The organism is Streptomyces sp. NPDC005566, from assembly GCF_040605575.1.
In the GTDB taxonomy this organism is placed as follows: Bacteria; Actinomycetota; Actinomycetes; order Streptomycetales; family Streptomycetaceae; genus Streptomyces.
Genome location: NZ_JBEXDB010000016.1, coordinates 42,552 through 57,536 on the forward strand (window position 1 = coordinate 42,552; position 14,985 = coordinate 57,536).

14 protein-coding genes are annotated in these 14,985 nt (G+C 70.3%); 4 read left to right on the plus strand and 10 right to left on the minus strand.

Features of this window, described 5'->3' with window-relative positions; translation table 11 throughout:
• Window positions 1-7: 7 nt before the first annotated feature.
• Genes ABZS61_RS24460 through ABZS61_RS24475 form a run of 4 tightly spaced genes read right to left on the minus strand, consistent with a single transcriptional unit; the run spans window position 8 to window position 2,975 of the window.
• Window positions 8-1,330 (minus strand): NADH-quinone oxidoreductase subunit D, encoded by a 1,323-nt coding sequence (locus ABZS61_RS24460; RefSeq protein ID WP_356425039.1) that lies wholly within the window; start codon window positions 1,328-1,330, stop codon window positions 8-10.
• Window positions 1,330-2,046: an NADH-quinone oxidoreductase subunit C gene (locus ABZS61_RS24465; protein WP_356425042.1), complete on the minus strand. Its 717-nt coding sequence runs from the start codon at window positions 2,044-2,046 to the stop codon at window positions 1,330-1,332. The genes ABZS61_RS24460 and ABZS61_RS24465 overlap by 1 nt, the downstream gene beginning before the upstream one ends.
• Entirely contained in the window at window positions 2,043-2,597 is a 555-nt protein-coding gene (locus tag ABZS61_RS24470) for an NADH-quinone oxidoreductase subunit B (RefSeq protein WP_014154689.1), read from the minus strand. The genes ABZS61_RS24465 and ABZS61_RS24470 overlap by 4 nt, the downstream gene beginning before the upstream one ends.
• Before the next feature lie 18 nt (window positions 2,598-2,615).
• Complete coding sequence (locus ABZS61_RS24475; protein ID WP_030678082.1) at window positions 2,616-2,975, minus strand: NADH-quinone oxidoreductase subunit A; 360 nt, start codon at window positions 2,973-2,975, stop codon at window positions 2,616-2,618.
• A 997-nt stretch (window positions 2,976-3,972) separates the two neighbouring features.
• On the opposite strand from ABZS61_RS24475, the gene ABZS61_RS24480 reads away from it, so the two are divergent.
• Entirely contained in the window at window positions 3,973-4,785 is an 813-nt protein-coding gene (locus tag ABZS61_RS24480) for a C40 family peptidase (RefSeq protein WP_356425045.1), read from the plus strand.
• A 182-nt stretch (window positions 4,786-4,967) separates the two neighbouring features.
• Here ABZS61_RS24480 and mptB read toward each other — a convergent pair whose 3' ends face one another.
• The 3 genes from mptB to ABZS61_RS24495 all read right to left on the minus strand — a co-directional run bounded on the left by mptB (window position 4,968) and on the right by ABZS61_RS24495 (window position 8,636).
• The gene (mptB, locus tag ABZS61_RS24485; RefSeq protein WP_356425048.1) at window positions 4,968-6,458 is read right to left on the minus strand and encodes a polyprenol phosphomannose-dependent alpha 1,6 mannosyltransferase MptB; all 1,491 of its coding nucleotides are present in this window, start codon (window positions 6,456-6,458) and stop codon (window positions 4,968-4,970) included.
• Window positions 6,459-6,526: 68 nt separating this feature from the next.
• A complete protein-coding gene (locus ABZS61_RS24490) occupies window positions 6,527-7,813 on the minus strand; it encodes a geranylgeranyl reductase family protein (protein ID WP_329208451.1) in 1,287 nt (428 codons plus the stop codon).
• 130 nt (window positions 7,814-7,943) lie between these two features.
• On the minus strand, window positions 7,944-8,636 hold the full coding sequence (locus tag ABZS61_RS24495; protein ID WP_356425051.1) for a demethylmenaquinone methyltransferase: 693 nt from the start codon (window positions 8,634-8,636) through the stop codon (window positions 7,944-7,946).
• Window positions 8,637-8,756: 120 nt separating this feature from the next.
• Between ABZS61_RS24495 and ABZS61_RS24500 the strand changes: the two genes are divergently transcribed.
• The 3 genes from ABZS61_RS24500 (at window position 8,757) to ABZS61_RS24510 (ending at window position 11,092) form a co-directional block, all read left to right on the plus strand.
• Complete coding sequence (locus tag ABZS61_RS24500) at window positions 8,757-9,275, plus strand: SigE family RNA polymerase sigma factor (RefSeq protein WP_356425054.1); 519 nt, start codon at window positions 8,757-8,759, stop codon at window positions 9,273-9,275.
• Window positions 9,276-9,284: 9 nt separating this feature from the next.
• Entirely contained in the window at window positions 9,285-10,091 is an 807-nt protein-coding gene (locus ABZS61_RS24505) for a hypothetical protein (RefSeq protein WP_356425057.1), read from the plus strand.
• 248 nt (window positions 10,092-10,339) lie between these two features.
• Window positions 10,340-11,092: a DUF3152 domain-containing protein gene (locus tag ABZS61_RS24510; RefSeq protein ID WP_356425060.1), complete on the plus strand. Its 753-nt coding sequence runs from the start codon at window positions 10,340-10,342 to the stop codon at window positions 11,090-11,092.
• 21 nt (window positions 11,093-11,113) lie between these two features.
• Here the strand turns inward: ABZS61_RS24510 and ABZS61_RS24515 are convergent, their stop codons facing one another.
• From ABZS61_RS24515 to ABZS61_RS24525, 3 genes are all read right to left on the minus strand, one after another.
• Window positions 11,114-11,746, minus strand: coding sequence for a hypothetical protein (locus tag ABZS61_RS24515; protein WP_356425062.1), 633 nt, complete (start codon window positions 11,744-11,746; stop codon window positions 11,114-11,116).
• A 7-nt stretch (window positions 11,747-11,753) separates the two neighbouring features.
• Window positions 11,754-12,953: a cyclic dehypoxanthinyl futalosine synthase gene (gene mqnC / locus ABZS61_RS24520; protein WP_356425065.1), complete on the minus strand. Its 1,200-nt coding sequence runs from the start codon at window positions 12,951-12,953 to the stop codon at window positions 11,754-11,756.
• Between the two features lie 72 nt (window positions 12,954-13,025).
• Window positions 13,026-14,759 (minus strand): serine/threonine-protein kinase, encoded by a 1,734-nt coding sequence (locus ABZS61_RS24525; protein ID WP_356425068.1) that lies wholly within the window; start codon window positions 14,757-14,759, stop codon window positions 13,026-13,028.
• Between the last annotated feature and the right edge of the window lie 226 nt (window positions 14,760-14,985).

Here is a 14,985-nt window from a genome sequence, read left to right on the forward strand (position 1 = left end):
GATGCGGTCACCGGTCGACGCCTCCCATCACGGGGTCGATGGACGCGACAGCGACGATGACGTCGGCGACCTGGCCGCCCTCGCACATCGCCGCCATGGCCTGCAGGTTGGTGAAGGACGGGTCGCGGAAGTGGACCCGGAAGGGGCGGGTGCCCCCGTCCGAGACGGCGTGCACGCCGAGCTCGCCCTTGGGGGACTCTATGGCCGTGTACGTCTGTCCGGCCGGGACTCGGAAGCCCTCGGTCACCAGCTTGAAGTGGTGGATCAGGGCCTCCATGGAGGTGCCCATGATCTTCTTGATGTGGTCGAGCGAGTTGCCGAGTCCGTCGGGTCCGAGCGCGAGCTGCGCGGGCCAGGCGATCTTCTTGTCGGCGACCATGACCGGGCCCGGCTCCAGCCGGTCCAGGCACTGCTCGACGATCCTGAGCGACTGGCGCATCTCCTCGAGGCGGATGAGGAAGCGGCCGTAGGCGTCGCAGGTGTCCGCGGTGGGCACGTCGAACTCGTAGTTCTCGTAGCCGCAGTACGGGTCGCTCTTGCGCAGGTCGTGCGGGAGTCCGGCGGACCTCAGGACCGGGCCGGTGGCGCCGAGCGCCATGCAGCCGGTCAGGTCGAGGTAGCCGACGTCCTGCATGCGTGCCTTGAAGATGGGGTTGCCGGTCGCGAGCTTGTCGTACTCCGGCAGGTTCTTCTTCATGGTCTTGATGAACTCGCGGATCTGGTCCACCGCGCCCGGGGGCAGGTCCTGCGCCAGGCCGCCGGGCCGGATGAACGCGTGGTTCATCCGGAGGCCGGTGATCAGCTCGAAGAGATCGAGAACGAGTTCACGATCACGGAAGCCGTAGATCATGATCGTCGTGGCGCCGAGCTCCATGCCGCCGGTGGCGATGCACACCAGGTGCGAGGAGATCCGGTTGAGCTCCATCAGGAGCACGCGCAGGACGGTGGCCCGGTCGGGGATCTGGTCCTCGATACCGAGGAGCTTCTCCGTCCCGAGGCAGTACGCCGCCTCGTTGAAGAACGGGGTCAGGTAGTCCATGCGCGTGACGAAGGTGGTGCCCTGTGTCCAGTTCCGGAACTCGAGGTTCTTCTCGATGCCGGTGTGGAGATAGCCGATGCCGCAACGGGCCTCGGTGACGGTCTCGCCGTCGATCTCCAGGATCAGCCGCAGCACGCCGTGCGTGGACGGGTGCTGGGGGCCCATGTTGACGATGATGCGTTCGTCGTCCGCCTTGGCCGCGGACTCGACGACCTCGTCCCAGTCGCCGCCGGTGACTGTATATACAGTCCCCTCGGTCGTGGCACGGGGTGTTGCACGGGGAGTGGTCATCAGCTGTACGACCTCCGCTGGTCCGGAGCCGGGATCTGGGCGCCCTTGTACTCGACGGCGATGCCGCCGAGCGGATAGTCCTTGCGCTGCGGGAAGCCCTGCCAGTCGTCCGGCATCATGATCCGGGTGAGGGCGGGGTGCCCGTCGAAGATCAGGCCGAAGAAGTCGTAGGTCTCGCGCTCGTGCCAGTCGTTGGTCGGGTAGACCGCGACGAGGGACGGGATGTGCGGATCACTGTCCGGGGCGGACACCTCGAGGCGGATCAGCCGCCCGTGGGTGAGCGACCTCAGGTGGTAGACCGCGTGCAGCTCGCGGCCCTTGTCCCCGAGGTAGTGCACGCCGCTGACGCCCGTACAGAGCTCGAACCTCAGGGCGGGGTCGTCGCGCAGGGTGCGTGCCACGGTGAGCAGATGCTCGCGGGCGATGTGGAAGGTGACTTCGCCCCGGTCGACGACCGTCTTCTCGATGGCGTTGGCGGGCAGCAGGTCCTGTTCCTCCAGGGCCCCTTCCAGCTCGTCGGCCACTTCGTCGAACCAGCCGCCGTAGGGACGCGACGAGGCACCCGGCAGGGTCACGGTGCGGACGAGTCCGCCGTAGCCCGAGGTGTCGCCGCCGTTGTTGGCCCCGAACATGCCCGTGCGTACGCCGATGACCTCGCCGGTCTCGTCGCGCGGTGCGGGCACCTGTCCGCTGTTCGTGTTCTGCTCGTCGCTCACCGCAGCAGCCCCTTCATCTCGATCAGGGGGAGTGCCTTGAGGGCCGCCTCCTCCGCCTCGCGGGCGGCCTCCTCCGCGTTGACCCCGAGCTTGGAGCCCTGGATCTTCTGGTGGAGTTTGAGGATGGCGTCGATCAGCATCTCGGGACGCGGCGGGCACCCCGGCAAATAGATATCAACCGGCACAATGTGATCAACACCCTGCACAATGGCGTAATTGTTGAACATACCGCCCGATGATGCGCAAACCCCCATGGAGATGACCCACTTGGGGCTCGGCATCTGGTCGTAGACCTGCCTCAGGACGGGCGCCATCTTCTGGCTGACCCGTCCCGCGACGATCATCAGATCCGCCTGCCGCGGCGATCCGCGGAAGACCTCCATCCCGAAACGGGCCAGGTCGTACCGCCCGGCTCCGGTCGTCATCATCTCGATGGCGCAGCAGGCGAGGCCGAAGGTGGCAGGGAAGACGGACGACTTCCGTACCCAGCCGGCGGCCTGCTCGACAGTGGTCAGCACAAAGCCGCTTGGCAGCTTCTCTTCGAGTCCCATGGTGTGCCCCTCAGCCCCTCAGTCCCATTCCAGGCCGCCCCGGCGCCACACATACGCGTAGGCGACGAAGACGGTGAGCACGAAGAGCAGCATCTCGACGAGCCCGAAGATCCCCAGGGCGTCGAAGGTGACCGCCCAGGGATAGAGGAAGACGATCTCGATGTCGAAGACGATGAACAGCATCGCCGTCAGGTAGTACTTGATCGGGAACCGGCCGCCTCCGGCTGGAGTGGGGGTGGGTTCGATACCGCACTCGTACGCTTCCAGCTTTGCTCGGTTGTACCGCTTTGGCCCGACAAGCGTGGCCATGACCACGGAGAAGATCGCAAAGCCTGCCCCGAGGGCGCCGAGCACGAGGATGGGCGCGTAGGCATTCACGCTCCTCGCTCCTTCCAGTCGTCCTTGACCGTTGGACCGCATCGGGCGACCGGCTCGCCACCTCACCAAGATCGTGCACATGTGAGGCAGTTCACAAGCCCGACTGCCCCGCATCCTATGCCTGCCGTCCTGTGATCTGCGACACGGGGTACGTCACCGTCTTTGTGATCTCCACCACCTGACGAACGATCATGAAGTCGGATGAGCGGTGATCTTCGTACGCGAAGCGGCCGAGTAGCTACCAGACGTGACATCCGGTGGCGTTACCGCTGGTCAAAGGCGTGTGGCTCTATCAATCGACGGCCATGACAAGCAAATTGGCGATGGACGCACCGCCGGTGATATAGGAATCGACCCCATCCGGCAGCCACCCGGACGTGGAGCCCGGGGGACCGATGTGGACAATGCGCACGCATTCACGAACTTCCGGACGCACGGCCCCCGAACAGAGTGCTGACCGCCGACGGACCGCGAACGGGACACCGACGGACCTCCGACCGAAGACCGCCGGACGAACGGACGGGTCGCTGTGATCGCGTGCGAGATACAGCGGATCGCGAGCGCGACACCAGGGATCGCGAGCGGGCCGTCGACGAACCGCCCCGGGGCGCCGACCCGGCACCGACCGGACCCGGATCAAACGGACATGACTCCCCAATAGGTCATGAAGCCGGAAGGGGCCGGCCGATCCCTTCCCCCACTCGGGACGCGGTCGCGCGGTTGCCTCTCACGCAAGAGTCATGCTGTGACCTGCATCACTCCACCAACGCTTCAACAAAAGCGGGCTTGGCCATCGGTGTGAACGGATGGTAAGCGACGGGCAATTCGGGCGTATTGCTGAAACTCCGTGATCACGGCCGCAATGACGGGTGCCCGGTTTGCCCGTTACGGCGTCAATAAGGGCCTCAAATAAGCGGATTCACAGATTCCGAACGTAACTGTGTCGCAACACACGTTTCTTGATGGGACCCCTACAGCCCTGATAGCGCTAGTACCCATGTCCCACACCGCTCACATACCCAGCCACCGGAAGCCCCGCCAAAGCGCCTCCAAGACGGCACTGCGCGCCGGAGTTGCCGGTGGCGTCCTCAGCACCATCGCGGTCGCAGGTGCCGCCGGCCCGGCGCAGGCCGAGCCGGTGACCCAGACCATCGAGATGCCCACCATCACCGCCGGGCTCTCCACCACCGTCGCCGCGTCCGCCCAGGCCACGCAGCAGGTCGCCCTCGACCTCGAGACGCAGGCCAACGAGGACGCGGCAGCGGCCACCGCGGCCAAGACCGCCAAGAAGGCCAAGGCCGAGGCGATCCGCAAGGCAGAGGCCAAGAAGAAGGCCGAGGCGGCCGCCAAGGCCAAGGCGGAGGCCGCCGAGCGCGCCTCCCGCACCTCCGAGCGCACCACGCTCAGCGCCTCCTCGGGTTCTTCGGCCTCCCCCTCCTACTCGTCGAACGCCACGGGCTCCGCGGCGTCCGTCGTCGCGTTCGCGCAGTCGCAGATCGGCGACGCGTACGTCTCCGGTGGCACCGGCCCGAACTCGTGGGACTGCTCGGGCCTCGTCCAGGCCGCGTTCCGCACGGTGGGCGTGGACCTGCCGCGTGTCTCGCAGAGCCAGTCGACGGCCGGAACCCAGGTCTCGCTCAGCAACCTGCAGCCCGGCGACATCCTGTACTGGGGCGGCGCGGGCAGCGCGTACCACGTCGGGATCTACGTGGGCGGCGGCCAGTTCGTCGGTGCGCAGAACTCCAGCACCGGTGTGGTGCAGAAGTCCCTGGACTACGACCCGCCGTCGGGCGCGGTCCGCGTTCTCTGATTCACAAGCTCCGGTGGACCGGACACCTGGGTACGGCCGCGGGCCGTCACTCCCCCGCTCGGGAGTGGCGGCCCGCGGGCGTGCGCGCGTGCACGTCGTCGGCGTGCGCGCCTGCCACGTCGTCGGTGTGCGGACGCGCCGCGTCGGCGTGCGCACCTGCCACGTCGGTGTGCGGGTGCCCGTCAGCGCGAGGCGGCCGGCATGTCCGCCTCCGCGTCCGTCACGGCGTCCTCGGGCCTGCGCTGCGACGGCACCCGGGGCGACTCCCGCACGGCCGCCTCGCGGCGCAGGAGCCACACACCGGCCACGCACGTGAGGCCCGCCAGTACGAAGCCGTACACGGGGGTCGAGCCGGAGGGCTGCGTCTCGAACACGAGCGCCGCCGACAGCACGGTCACCACGTTGCGGATCCGGCCGTCGTACGCGGTGGCGGCGAGCACGGCCGTACCCCACAGCAGGTACCACGGCTGCACCATCGGGGAGAGGGCCACGAGGGTCACCAGGGCCACTCCCAGGGCATGGACCGGTTCCGTACGGCCGGCCGCGGAGCGCCACGCGAGGCGGGCGATCAGGGCGAGGGCCACCAGCAGACCCAGGTTCTGCACGGCGGACTTCACCGGGTCCGGGTCGGTGCCGACGGTCAGCCGCAGCAGTTCGCCGAGTCCGAGGCCGAGGTCGCTGCTGGCCGACAGCGCGGTGTGTATGCGCCCGGCGACGCCCTGGGTGCCCAGCCAGCCGAAGCCCGTGCCGCCCAGGAGCGTCACCAGGGCCACGATCGCCCCGGCGACGAGTCCGGGCGCCAGCAGCCCCTTCGCCGCCCGGCGTACGACGGACCCGGTCGCCGCCCGGCCCACGACGACGCCGACGAACAACAGCGCCACGGCCGCCGGGGACTTCACCATCATGGCCAGGCCGATGAGCGCGGCGCCGGTGATCCACCGACCGCGCAGGGCGAGCACCGCGCCCGCCAGCATGAGGCCGGTCATCAGTCCGTCGTTGTGCATGCCGCCGACGACGTGCAGGAGCAGCAGCGGGTTGAGCGCACCCAGCCGGAGGGCCGCGCTCTCGCTGCGGCCGTGCTCCCGGGCGAGGTGCCGCAGGCCCCATACGATCAGCGCCAGCGCGCCCAGGGCGATGATCCGCATGCCCAGCACGGCGGGGACGATCGTTCCGCCCGTCGCCCATGCGACGCCCCGCGCGAGGATGAGGAAGAACGGACCGTACGGGGCCGGGGTGTCGGTCCAGTGGCCGCCGACGCTCGCCGCGGCGTCGCCGCCCGGCCCGGCGGGGTCGAGTACCGACGGCCCGGCGCTGTAGACGTCGTGGCCTTCGAGGACCATCGCCCCCTGGGCTATGTAGCTGTAGACGTCGGCACTGTGGAGCGGTGGGGCCAGGACGAGCGGGGCAGCCCAGCAGACGAGAGTGCGGAGCGTGTGGCGTACGGAGGCCCCGGCCCTGCCGTACTGCCACCAGGCGACCACGAGCAGGGTGAGCCCGCCGTACGCCAGGAAGTGGCCCACCGCACCGGCCGCGGCCCCGTGCGGCACCCACAGCCCCCACGGGTCGCGGGCCGGCAGTGTGCCGACGGCCCAGCCTCCGAGGGCGACCGCCGCCGATCCGGCCGTACCCAGCCGACGGCACGCGCCGGCGCTCCACTCCCCCTTGGCCCGCATGGTGCGCAACCTACACCGGGCCCGCGGCCGGCCACAGGGTCCGGGTCACACCCCCGGAGCACCTCTGTTCAGGCTTTCGGCGCGACTTTCGAGAGCCCGTTGATGATGCGGTCCATCGCGTCGCCGCCTGTGGGGTCGGTGAGGTTGGCGAGCATCTTCAGCGTGAACTTCATCAGGAGGGGGTGGGTCAGTCCGCGCTGGGTGGCGATCTTCATGATCTTCGGGTTGCCGATCAGCTTCACGAAGGCGCGGCCCATCGTGTAGTAGCCGCCGTAGGTCTCCTTCAGCACCTTCGGGTAGTTGTTCAGGGCCAGTTCGCGCTGGGCGGGGGTCGCACGGGCGTGGGCCTGGACGATGACGTCCGCAGCGATCTGGCCCGACTCCATGGCGTACGCGATGCCCTCGCCGTTGAAGGGGTTGATCATGCCGCCCGCGTCACCGACGAGCAGCAGGCCCTTGGTGTAGTGCGGCTGGCGGTTGAAGGCCATCGGGAGCGCGGCGCCGCGGATGGGCATCGTCATGTTCTCCGGGGTGTAGCCCCAGTCCTCCGGCATGGAGGCGCACCAGGCCTTGAGCACCTCGCGCCAGTCGAGCTCCTTGAAGGCGGAGGAGGAGTTGAGGATGCCGAGGCCGACGTTGGACGTGCCGTCGCCCATCCCGAAGATCCAGCCGTAGCCGGGCAGCAGGCGGTCCTCGGCGCCGCGCCGGTCCCACAACTCCAGCCAGGACTCCAGGTAGTCGTCGTCGTGGCGGGGCGAGGTGAAGTACGTACGCACCGCGACGCCCATCGGGCGGTCCTCGCGGCGGTGCAGGCCCATGGCGAGGGAGAGCCGGGTGGAGTTGCCGTCGGCGGCGACGACGAGGGGGGCGTGGAAGGTGACCGGGGTCTTCTCCTCGCCGACCTTGGCGGTCACGCCGGTGATGCGTCCGGTGCGCTCGTCGAGGATGGGCGCACCGACGTTGCAGCGCTCGTGCAGCCGCGCGCCCGCCTTCTGCGCCTGGCGGGCCAGCGTCTCGTCGAAGTCGTCGCGCTTGCGGACCAGCCCGTAGTCCGGGAAGGAGGCGAGTTCCGGCCAGTCCAGCTGGAGGCGGACACCGCCGCCGATGATGCGCAGACCCTTGTTGCGCAGCCAGCCGGCCTCTTCGGAGATGTCGATGCCCATGGACACGAGCTGCTTGGTCGCGCGCGGGGTGAGGCCGTCGCCGCAGACCTTCTCCCTCGGGAACGCCGTCTTCTCCAGCAGGAGTACGTCGAGTCCGGCCTTGGCGAGGTAGTACGCCGTCGTGGAGCCGGCTGGGCCCGCCCCGACGACGATCACGTCCGCGCTGTGTTCGGAGAGGGGCTGCTCGGTCACGGTCGGATCTCCCGAAGACTCGAAATCGCGTGCCGCGCGGCACCGGTCGCGTGCAGTCTATGGGTGCCCTGCCGGGGCGGTCCCGGCGGCCGGGCCGGGCCGTCCGGAGCCCGGACCGCAGGTACCGGGTTCAGTCGCGCACACCCCGGTGCAGGGCCACCACACCACCGGTGAGGTTGCGCCAGGCGACCTTCGACCAGCCGGCCTTCTGCAGCCTGGCGGCGAGGCCCGCCTGGTCGGGCCAGGCGCGGATCGACTCGGCGAGGTACACGTACGCGTCCGGGTTGGTGCACACGGTGCGGGCGACCGGCGGCAGTGCCCGCATCAGGTACTCGCTGTAGACCCTGCGGAACGGCGCCCACGTCGGCTGCGAGAACTCGCAGATCACGACCCGGCCGCCGGGCTTGGTCACCCGGTACAGCTCGCGCAGCGCCTGGTCGGTGTCCTGGATGTTGCGCAGCCCGAAGGAGATCGTGACGGCGTCGAACGTCTCGTCCTTGAAGGGGAGTTTCGTACCGTCGCCCGCGGTGAACGGCATCCACGGGTGACGCTCCTTGCCGACCCGCAGCATCCCGATCGAGAAGTCGCAGGGCACCACGTAGGCGCCCGCCCGGGCGAAGGGCTGCGAGGAGGTGGCGGTTCCGGCGGCCAGGTCGAGGATCTTCTGCGCCGGGCGCGCGTCCACCGCCTTCGCGACCTCCTTGCGCCAGAGCCTGGCCTGCCCGAGGGAGATGACGTCGTTGGTGAGGTCGTAGTTCGCCGCCACGTCGTCGAACATCGAGGCGACTTCGTGCGGCTGCTTGTCCAGGGATGCTCGGGTCACCCTCCCATTCAAGCAGCCCCGGTGCCGACGCCTCACGGCGGCGTGAACCGCTTCAACCTTTTGGGCCCGGCGGCACTCAGTTACAGGGTGAGACCACCGAGAACCGGAGAGAGGAGGCAGATGTCCACCGTCCACAGCCCGGATTCCGCCGGCTCCACGAGCTTCGAGGAATTCGCCCGGGCGAGCCAGCGCCGTCTGTACCGGACGGCGTACCTGCTCTGCGGTGACGCGGAGAGTGCCCGCGATCTGACCCAGACGACGCTGGCGAAACTGTTCCAGCACTGGAGACGGGCGAGCACCGCCCAGTACCCGGAGGCCTATGCGCGCACCGTGCTGACGCGCACCTATCTCGCGGAGCGCCGACGCCGGCTCCGCGATCTCCTGGCCCACACCCGCGTCGACACCCCGCGCGCCGCCGTCGGTCCGGAGCTGACGGTGACGCTGCTGGCCGCACTGGCCGAACTCCCGCCGCGGGCACGGGCGATGGTCGTGCTGCGCTACTGGGAGGACCTGAGCGTCGAGTCCGTCGCCGAACTCCTGAGGTGCAGCGAGTCCACGGTCAAGAGCCAGTGTTCGCGATCGCTGGCGCGGCTGCGGGAGCAGTTGGGGCCGGCCCACGTCTACACCACCGAGAGCTGAGGATCCCCGATGAGCAACGATGTTTCCCTGGTCAGGGAAGCGATGGAGCGTACGGTCGACGATCTGCCGCCGCTGCCCGACCTGGTTCCGGCAGCCGTCCTGCTGGGGCGACGGCGCCGGGCACGGGCGAGGGTGACGGTGGCGGCGAGCGCCCTGGGGGTGGCCGGGCTGGCGGTGCTCGGGGCCGTCGCGCTGCCGGGTGGCGGCACGGAGGCCGGTGTCGCGGCCACCGGTACGGTCCCCCCGGCCCCGTACCGCACGCCCGTCCATGTGGAGGCGACCTCGGGCGAGGCGGAGGAAGGAAGCCTGAACGGTCTGTCCGGCGCCGAGCGGAAGCGGTTCGAGGAGTTCCAGCAGTGGGCGGCGACCGTGCTGGACGGGGCGCTGCCGGACGCGGTCGGGACGATCCGTCCGCTCGACTCCTCCGTCGTCGCCTACCAGGGGGAGAAGGACGGGGACGTGTTCCGTGTGACGTTCACGGTGCGGCCGGACGACGGTGTGGCCGCCGGGCCCTGCACGAGCGTTCCGGAGAAGGGGATGACGTGCGAGACGTTGGAACTGGAGGCCGGTATCGGGACGAGGATCCGGGTCGGCGCCTCGGGCTCGATGGAGACGAACGCCACCTCGATGACGTTCACCTACGGGGGCAGTGACGTCCGGCTGGAGATCTCTCCGGACGAGCGGACGGGGAGGTCCGCACCGGTGACCTCGCAGCAACTCCTCGACGGGGTACGGGAGAGCGGGCTGCTGGACGTCGTGCGGTACGCGGACGAGCACCCGCTGCTCGAGAAGCAGGTGAGCGTCCGGGGCGGCTGATCCGGCCTGCGGGGCCGAGGTCCCGCAGGCGATCCCCGACGGCCACCCGTCACGGACAGACGGACGGACACACCGTGAACACGCACACAGGACACCGAATACGGAGCGCTGCCCCCACTCGCCGCCCGCCGGGAGCGCCGGCTCCCGGCCGGCCCCCGCGGTCCCGGCAGCGGGCCCGCGCACGACGAAGACGCAGACAGAAGCGCTCGCTGGGCTTTCTGGCGGCCTTCGCCGGCACCGTCACGTCGGTGTTCCTCTACCTGAACCATCCCTGGCAGCAACCCGCCCCGCCGACCGCTGCTCCGGGCCCGCCGCCTGCGGTCACACCGGCCCCGTCCCTCCTCGCGAAGACTCCCGAAGCCTCGGACAGCCCCCGAGCCGCGGCTTCGCCCCGTTCCCCCGAGCCCTCCCCGAGCGCGCGGACGTCCCGTCCGCCGAACGTACCCGAGTCCGGCCCGGGCACCTTCACGGTCGCCCAGGAGGGTGTCACGGCCGCGGGCAGCGGCCACCCCTACCGCGTCGAGGTGGAGAACGGCAGCGGCGTCGATCCCGACCTGGCCGCCGAGGACGTCGCCGCGATCCTCACCGACCCACGCGGCTGGAGCAGAGGAGGAACCCGCTCCTTCCGCCAGGTGAACGACAGTTCGGCCGGCCTGGTGATCCGTATCGGGACCCCGGACACGACCGACCGGCTGTGCGGCACCTTCGACCTGCACACCCGCGGTGAGCTCAACTGCCGCGGCGACAAGGACGTCATGGTCAACCTGCGGCGCTGGCAGCTCGGTTCACCGACGTTCGACGGTTCACCGGCCGAGTACCGGGCACTGATCATCAACCACGAGGTCGGCCACTGGCTGGGCCACGGCCACGAGACCTGCCCGGGCCCCGGACGCCGGGCTCCGGCGATGATGCAGCAGATCAAGGGCCTGAAGGGATGCGTGTCGAACGCCTGGCCCTACACCTCGGACGGAAAGTACCTGGGCGGTCCGTCCGTCCGCTGACCCCTCGTACGGCGCGGGCCGTCAGGAGCTGCGGAAGACCAGGCGCCCGCCGAGCACGGTCGCGACACAGCTGCCCGCGCCCACCGTGGCCAGCTCCGCCGTGTCGCGCACGTCGAACACCGCCAGGTCGGCGCCGCCGCCGATGACCGGCGGGCCGCCGGGCGCATCCGCCGGCCCTCGTGTCCCGGCGAGCGGATCGAGGGACACGGGTTGGCTCGCGTCCCCCTCGGCGGGTGCGTGGACGCGTAGTCCGGAGCGCATGACGGCGGTGCGCACCGCGGGCCGTGTGAAGGTCCCGGCGACGGCGGTCGTGCCGTGCCGGAGCATCCGCTGCAGACCGCGCCTGGCACTCGCGCCCCACCGGGCGTCGTCCATCCCGAGTGCGGCGACCGCGTCGCCGGTCAGCGGGACGGTGCCCAGTTCGTCCGCCTCGCGCGGGTCGGGGTGGTAGGCGGCCTCCAGCAGGGCCGTCGCCGTGACGTTCACCAGACCCGGCGTGATGAGGCCGGACCAGCGCCGCACCCTGGCCTGCGGGAAGGCCGCGGTGACGTCCCCGTACGAGCCCACGGAGACGACGAAGCCGCCGTCCACGGCCACGGAATCCACCCCTTCCGGGGCGCCGAGGACCGCGTCGGCGGCATGGATCGTCAGCACGGTGGAGCTAGTTGGCGTCGAGGAGCTTCAGCTCCGGGTGGGCCGTGCCGCCGGCGATCGCCGTGGACGAGATGTGCGAGACGACCCGCTCGTCGACCGGGTCGTTCGCCGGGTCGTCGTGGACGACGAGGTGCTCGTACGTCGTGGCGCGCTGCGCCGGCACCCGGCCCGCCTTGCGGATCAGGTCGATGATCTCCAGGCGGTTCGAGCGGTGCCTGGCGCCGGCCGAGGAGACGACGTTCTCCTCCAGCATGATCGAGCCGAGGTCGTCCGCGCCGTAGTGCAGCGACAACTGGCCGACCTCCTTGCCGGTGGTCAGCCAGGAGCCCTGGATGTGGGCGACGTTGTCGAGGAAGAGCCGGGAGATGGCGATCATCCGCAGGTACTCGAAGAGCGTGGCCTGCGTCTGGCCCTTCAGCTTGTTGTTCTCCGGCTGGTATGTGTACGGGATGAAGGCACGGAAGCCACCCGTCCGGTCCTGTACGTCGCGGATCATCCGCAGGTGCTCGATGCGCTCGGCGTTGGTCTCGCCGGTGCCCATCAGCATCGTGGAGGTGGACTCGACACCGAGGCCGTGGGCGATCTCCATGATCTCCAGCCAGCGCTCGCCCGACTCCTTGAGCGGAGCGATCGCGGTGCGCGGCCGGGCCGGCAGCAGCTCGGCGCCCGCACCGGCGAAGGAGTCGAGGCCGGCGGCGTGGATCCGCTGGATGGCCTCCTCGGCCGAGACGCCTGAGATGCGCGCCATGTGCTCGATCTCGGAGGCGCCCAGCGAGTGGATGACCAGCTGCGGGAACGCCTTCTTGATCGCGGAGAAGTGCTCCTCGTAGTACTCGACGCCGTAGTCCGGGTGGTGACCGCCCTGGAACATGATCTGCGTACCGCCCAGCTCGACGGTCTCCGCGCAGCGGCGCAGGATGTCGTCGAGATCGCGGGACCAGCCCTTGGCGGTGTCCTTGGGCGCTGCGTAGAAGGCGCAGAACTTGCAGGCCGTGACACACACGTTGGTGTAGTTGATGTTGCGCTCGATGATGTACGTCGCGATGTGCTCCGTGCCCGCGTAGCGACGGCGGCGTGCCGTATCGGCCGCCACCCCCAGTGCGTGCAGCGGTGCCGACCGGTACAGGTCGAGCGCCTCCTCCGGGGAGATCCGCCCGCCTTCGGCGGCGCGGTCGAGGACGGGCTGGAGGTCGGCCTTCTCGGTCACCGGGCTGTCACCTTTCGGCGGTTTCTCTACGGATCCACGGACCGATCCAGCCTACGCCAGCCCCTTCCGGAGTCAGGCGTCGGACCGGGTCAGCGTGCCCTTCGGGGTGCCGGCGGCCTCCTCCTCGGAGCGATAGCCGAGCCTGTCGCCGGCAAGGGTGAAGACCAGATCGGCATCGCCGCCGGTGCACAGGGCGCTGTCGGCGTTGTCCGGGTCGGTGCGTTCCCGGATCCTCACCTCCGTGGCCGTACCGGAGACGAGCCGGCCGATGCCCTTGCACTCGACGGTCGTTCCGAGCACATCGAGCCGGTGCGAGAGGCGGACCACGTCCTGGCCCTTCCTCCCTTCGGTGAAGACGGCGGTGACGGTGCCGTGCGGCAGACCGCTGCGTTCGGTGGTGGGCCCCTGCCAGGTGCCCGCGAACGTCTTGGGCAGCGTGCTCACCGGACTGTCGCCCCGGGCGGTCGGTTCCGGTGCGGTCGTCCCCGGGCTCTTCGACTGGGTGGCGGCCGGGGGTTTCGCGGCTCCGTCGTTGTGGCTGTCGGCGCCTCCGTCGCCCTGCAGCAGGTCCTGGAGCATGCCCGTGCCGAGCGTCACCGCGGCGAGTGCTCCGGCCACGGCCAGCGCGACGGTGCAGCTCACCCGCCGCCCCCGGCCCGCCCCGGGCCGTGAGTCGACGCTCATGCCGACGGCGACGCGGCCGCCGGATCCGCGCTGCCCGGGCACGCCGGTCCTGTCACCGCTGTCCGTACCGGCCGGACTCCCCCTGCCGGTCGTGCCGTCGGATCCGCCGGTGCGCGGCGGCAGGGACGGCGGGGGTGGTGCGAGCGGCGGGCCGAACGTGCCGAGCGCCGCGTTTCCCAGTGACGCGCTGCTGAACGGCACCGGGCCCGACTGGACCGGGGCTTCCTGCGGCTCCAGGTCGAGCAGTGCCACCGCGGCCCTGCTGACCTCGCGCACCAGGGAGTTCGGCAGCCAGCCCGCCGTCACCAGCGCGGCGGCACCGCCCGGCGCGAGCCTGCGGGCCAGCTCCGCCGGGGCCGGCCGGTCAGCGGGGTTCTTCGCGAGACACCCGGCCACCAGTTCGCGCAGTTCGCCCTCCAGGTCGCCCAGTTCGGGTTCCTCGTGCACCACCTTGTAGAGGAGTACGGCGGACGAGTCGCCCGCGAAGGGGGCGTTGCCGGTCGCCGCGTACGCGAGGACAGCCCCGAGCGAGAAGACGTCGGCCGCTCCGGAGATGTCCAGGCCCCGGATCTGTTCCGGCGCCATGTAGCCGGGCGAGCCGACCGAGACCCCGGTGGAGGTGAGGGAGACCGTCGCGCCGAGGGCACGGGCGATCCCGAAGTCGATCAGCCGCGGGCCGTCGAGTGCCAGAAGGACGTTGGACGGTTTCACGTCCCGGTGGATGAGGCCGTGGGCGTGCACGGCGTCGAGCGCCTCACCGAGGCCGGCTCCCAGGGTCCGTACCGCGTACTCGGGCAGCGGGCCGTGCCGGGTGACCGCGTCCGACAGCGGCGGGCCGGCGACGTAACCGGTGGCCACCCAGGGCACCGGCGCGTCCGGGTCGGCATCCAGGACCGGTGCCGTCCACTGCGCTCCGAGCCGTCGGGCCGCTTCGACCTCGCGCCGGAATCTGGCACGGAACTGCTCGTCGAGGGCGAAGTGGGGGTGGACGACCTTGACGGCCACGGTGCGTCCGCCCGCGCTGCGGCCCAGATAGACGCGGCCCATGCCGCCGGCCCCGAGCCGGCCGATGAGCCGGTAGGCGCCGATGCTGTGCGGTTCGCCGGCTTCCAGCGGCTGCATACGGTCTCCCCCTGTGGACCTTTGGGACTCCCGACCGCAGCCTAGGGCGCACAGGTCATGCGGTCACTGAGAACCCTTCTGCCGATTTCGCCCCTAAGGGCACGAAGGGCGGTTTTCGCCACCGCGAAAGGCGCGAATACGTCGTTCATCCGCGCGATACCGGGAGGCAGGCCGGAGGCGTTCCGGGGTATGTCCGCTATTCGGCATCGGATGCACAGGGCGGGCC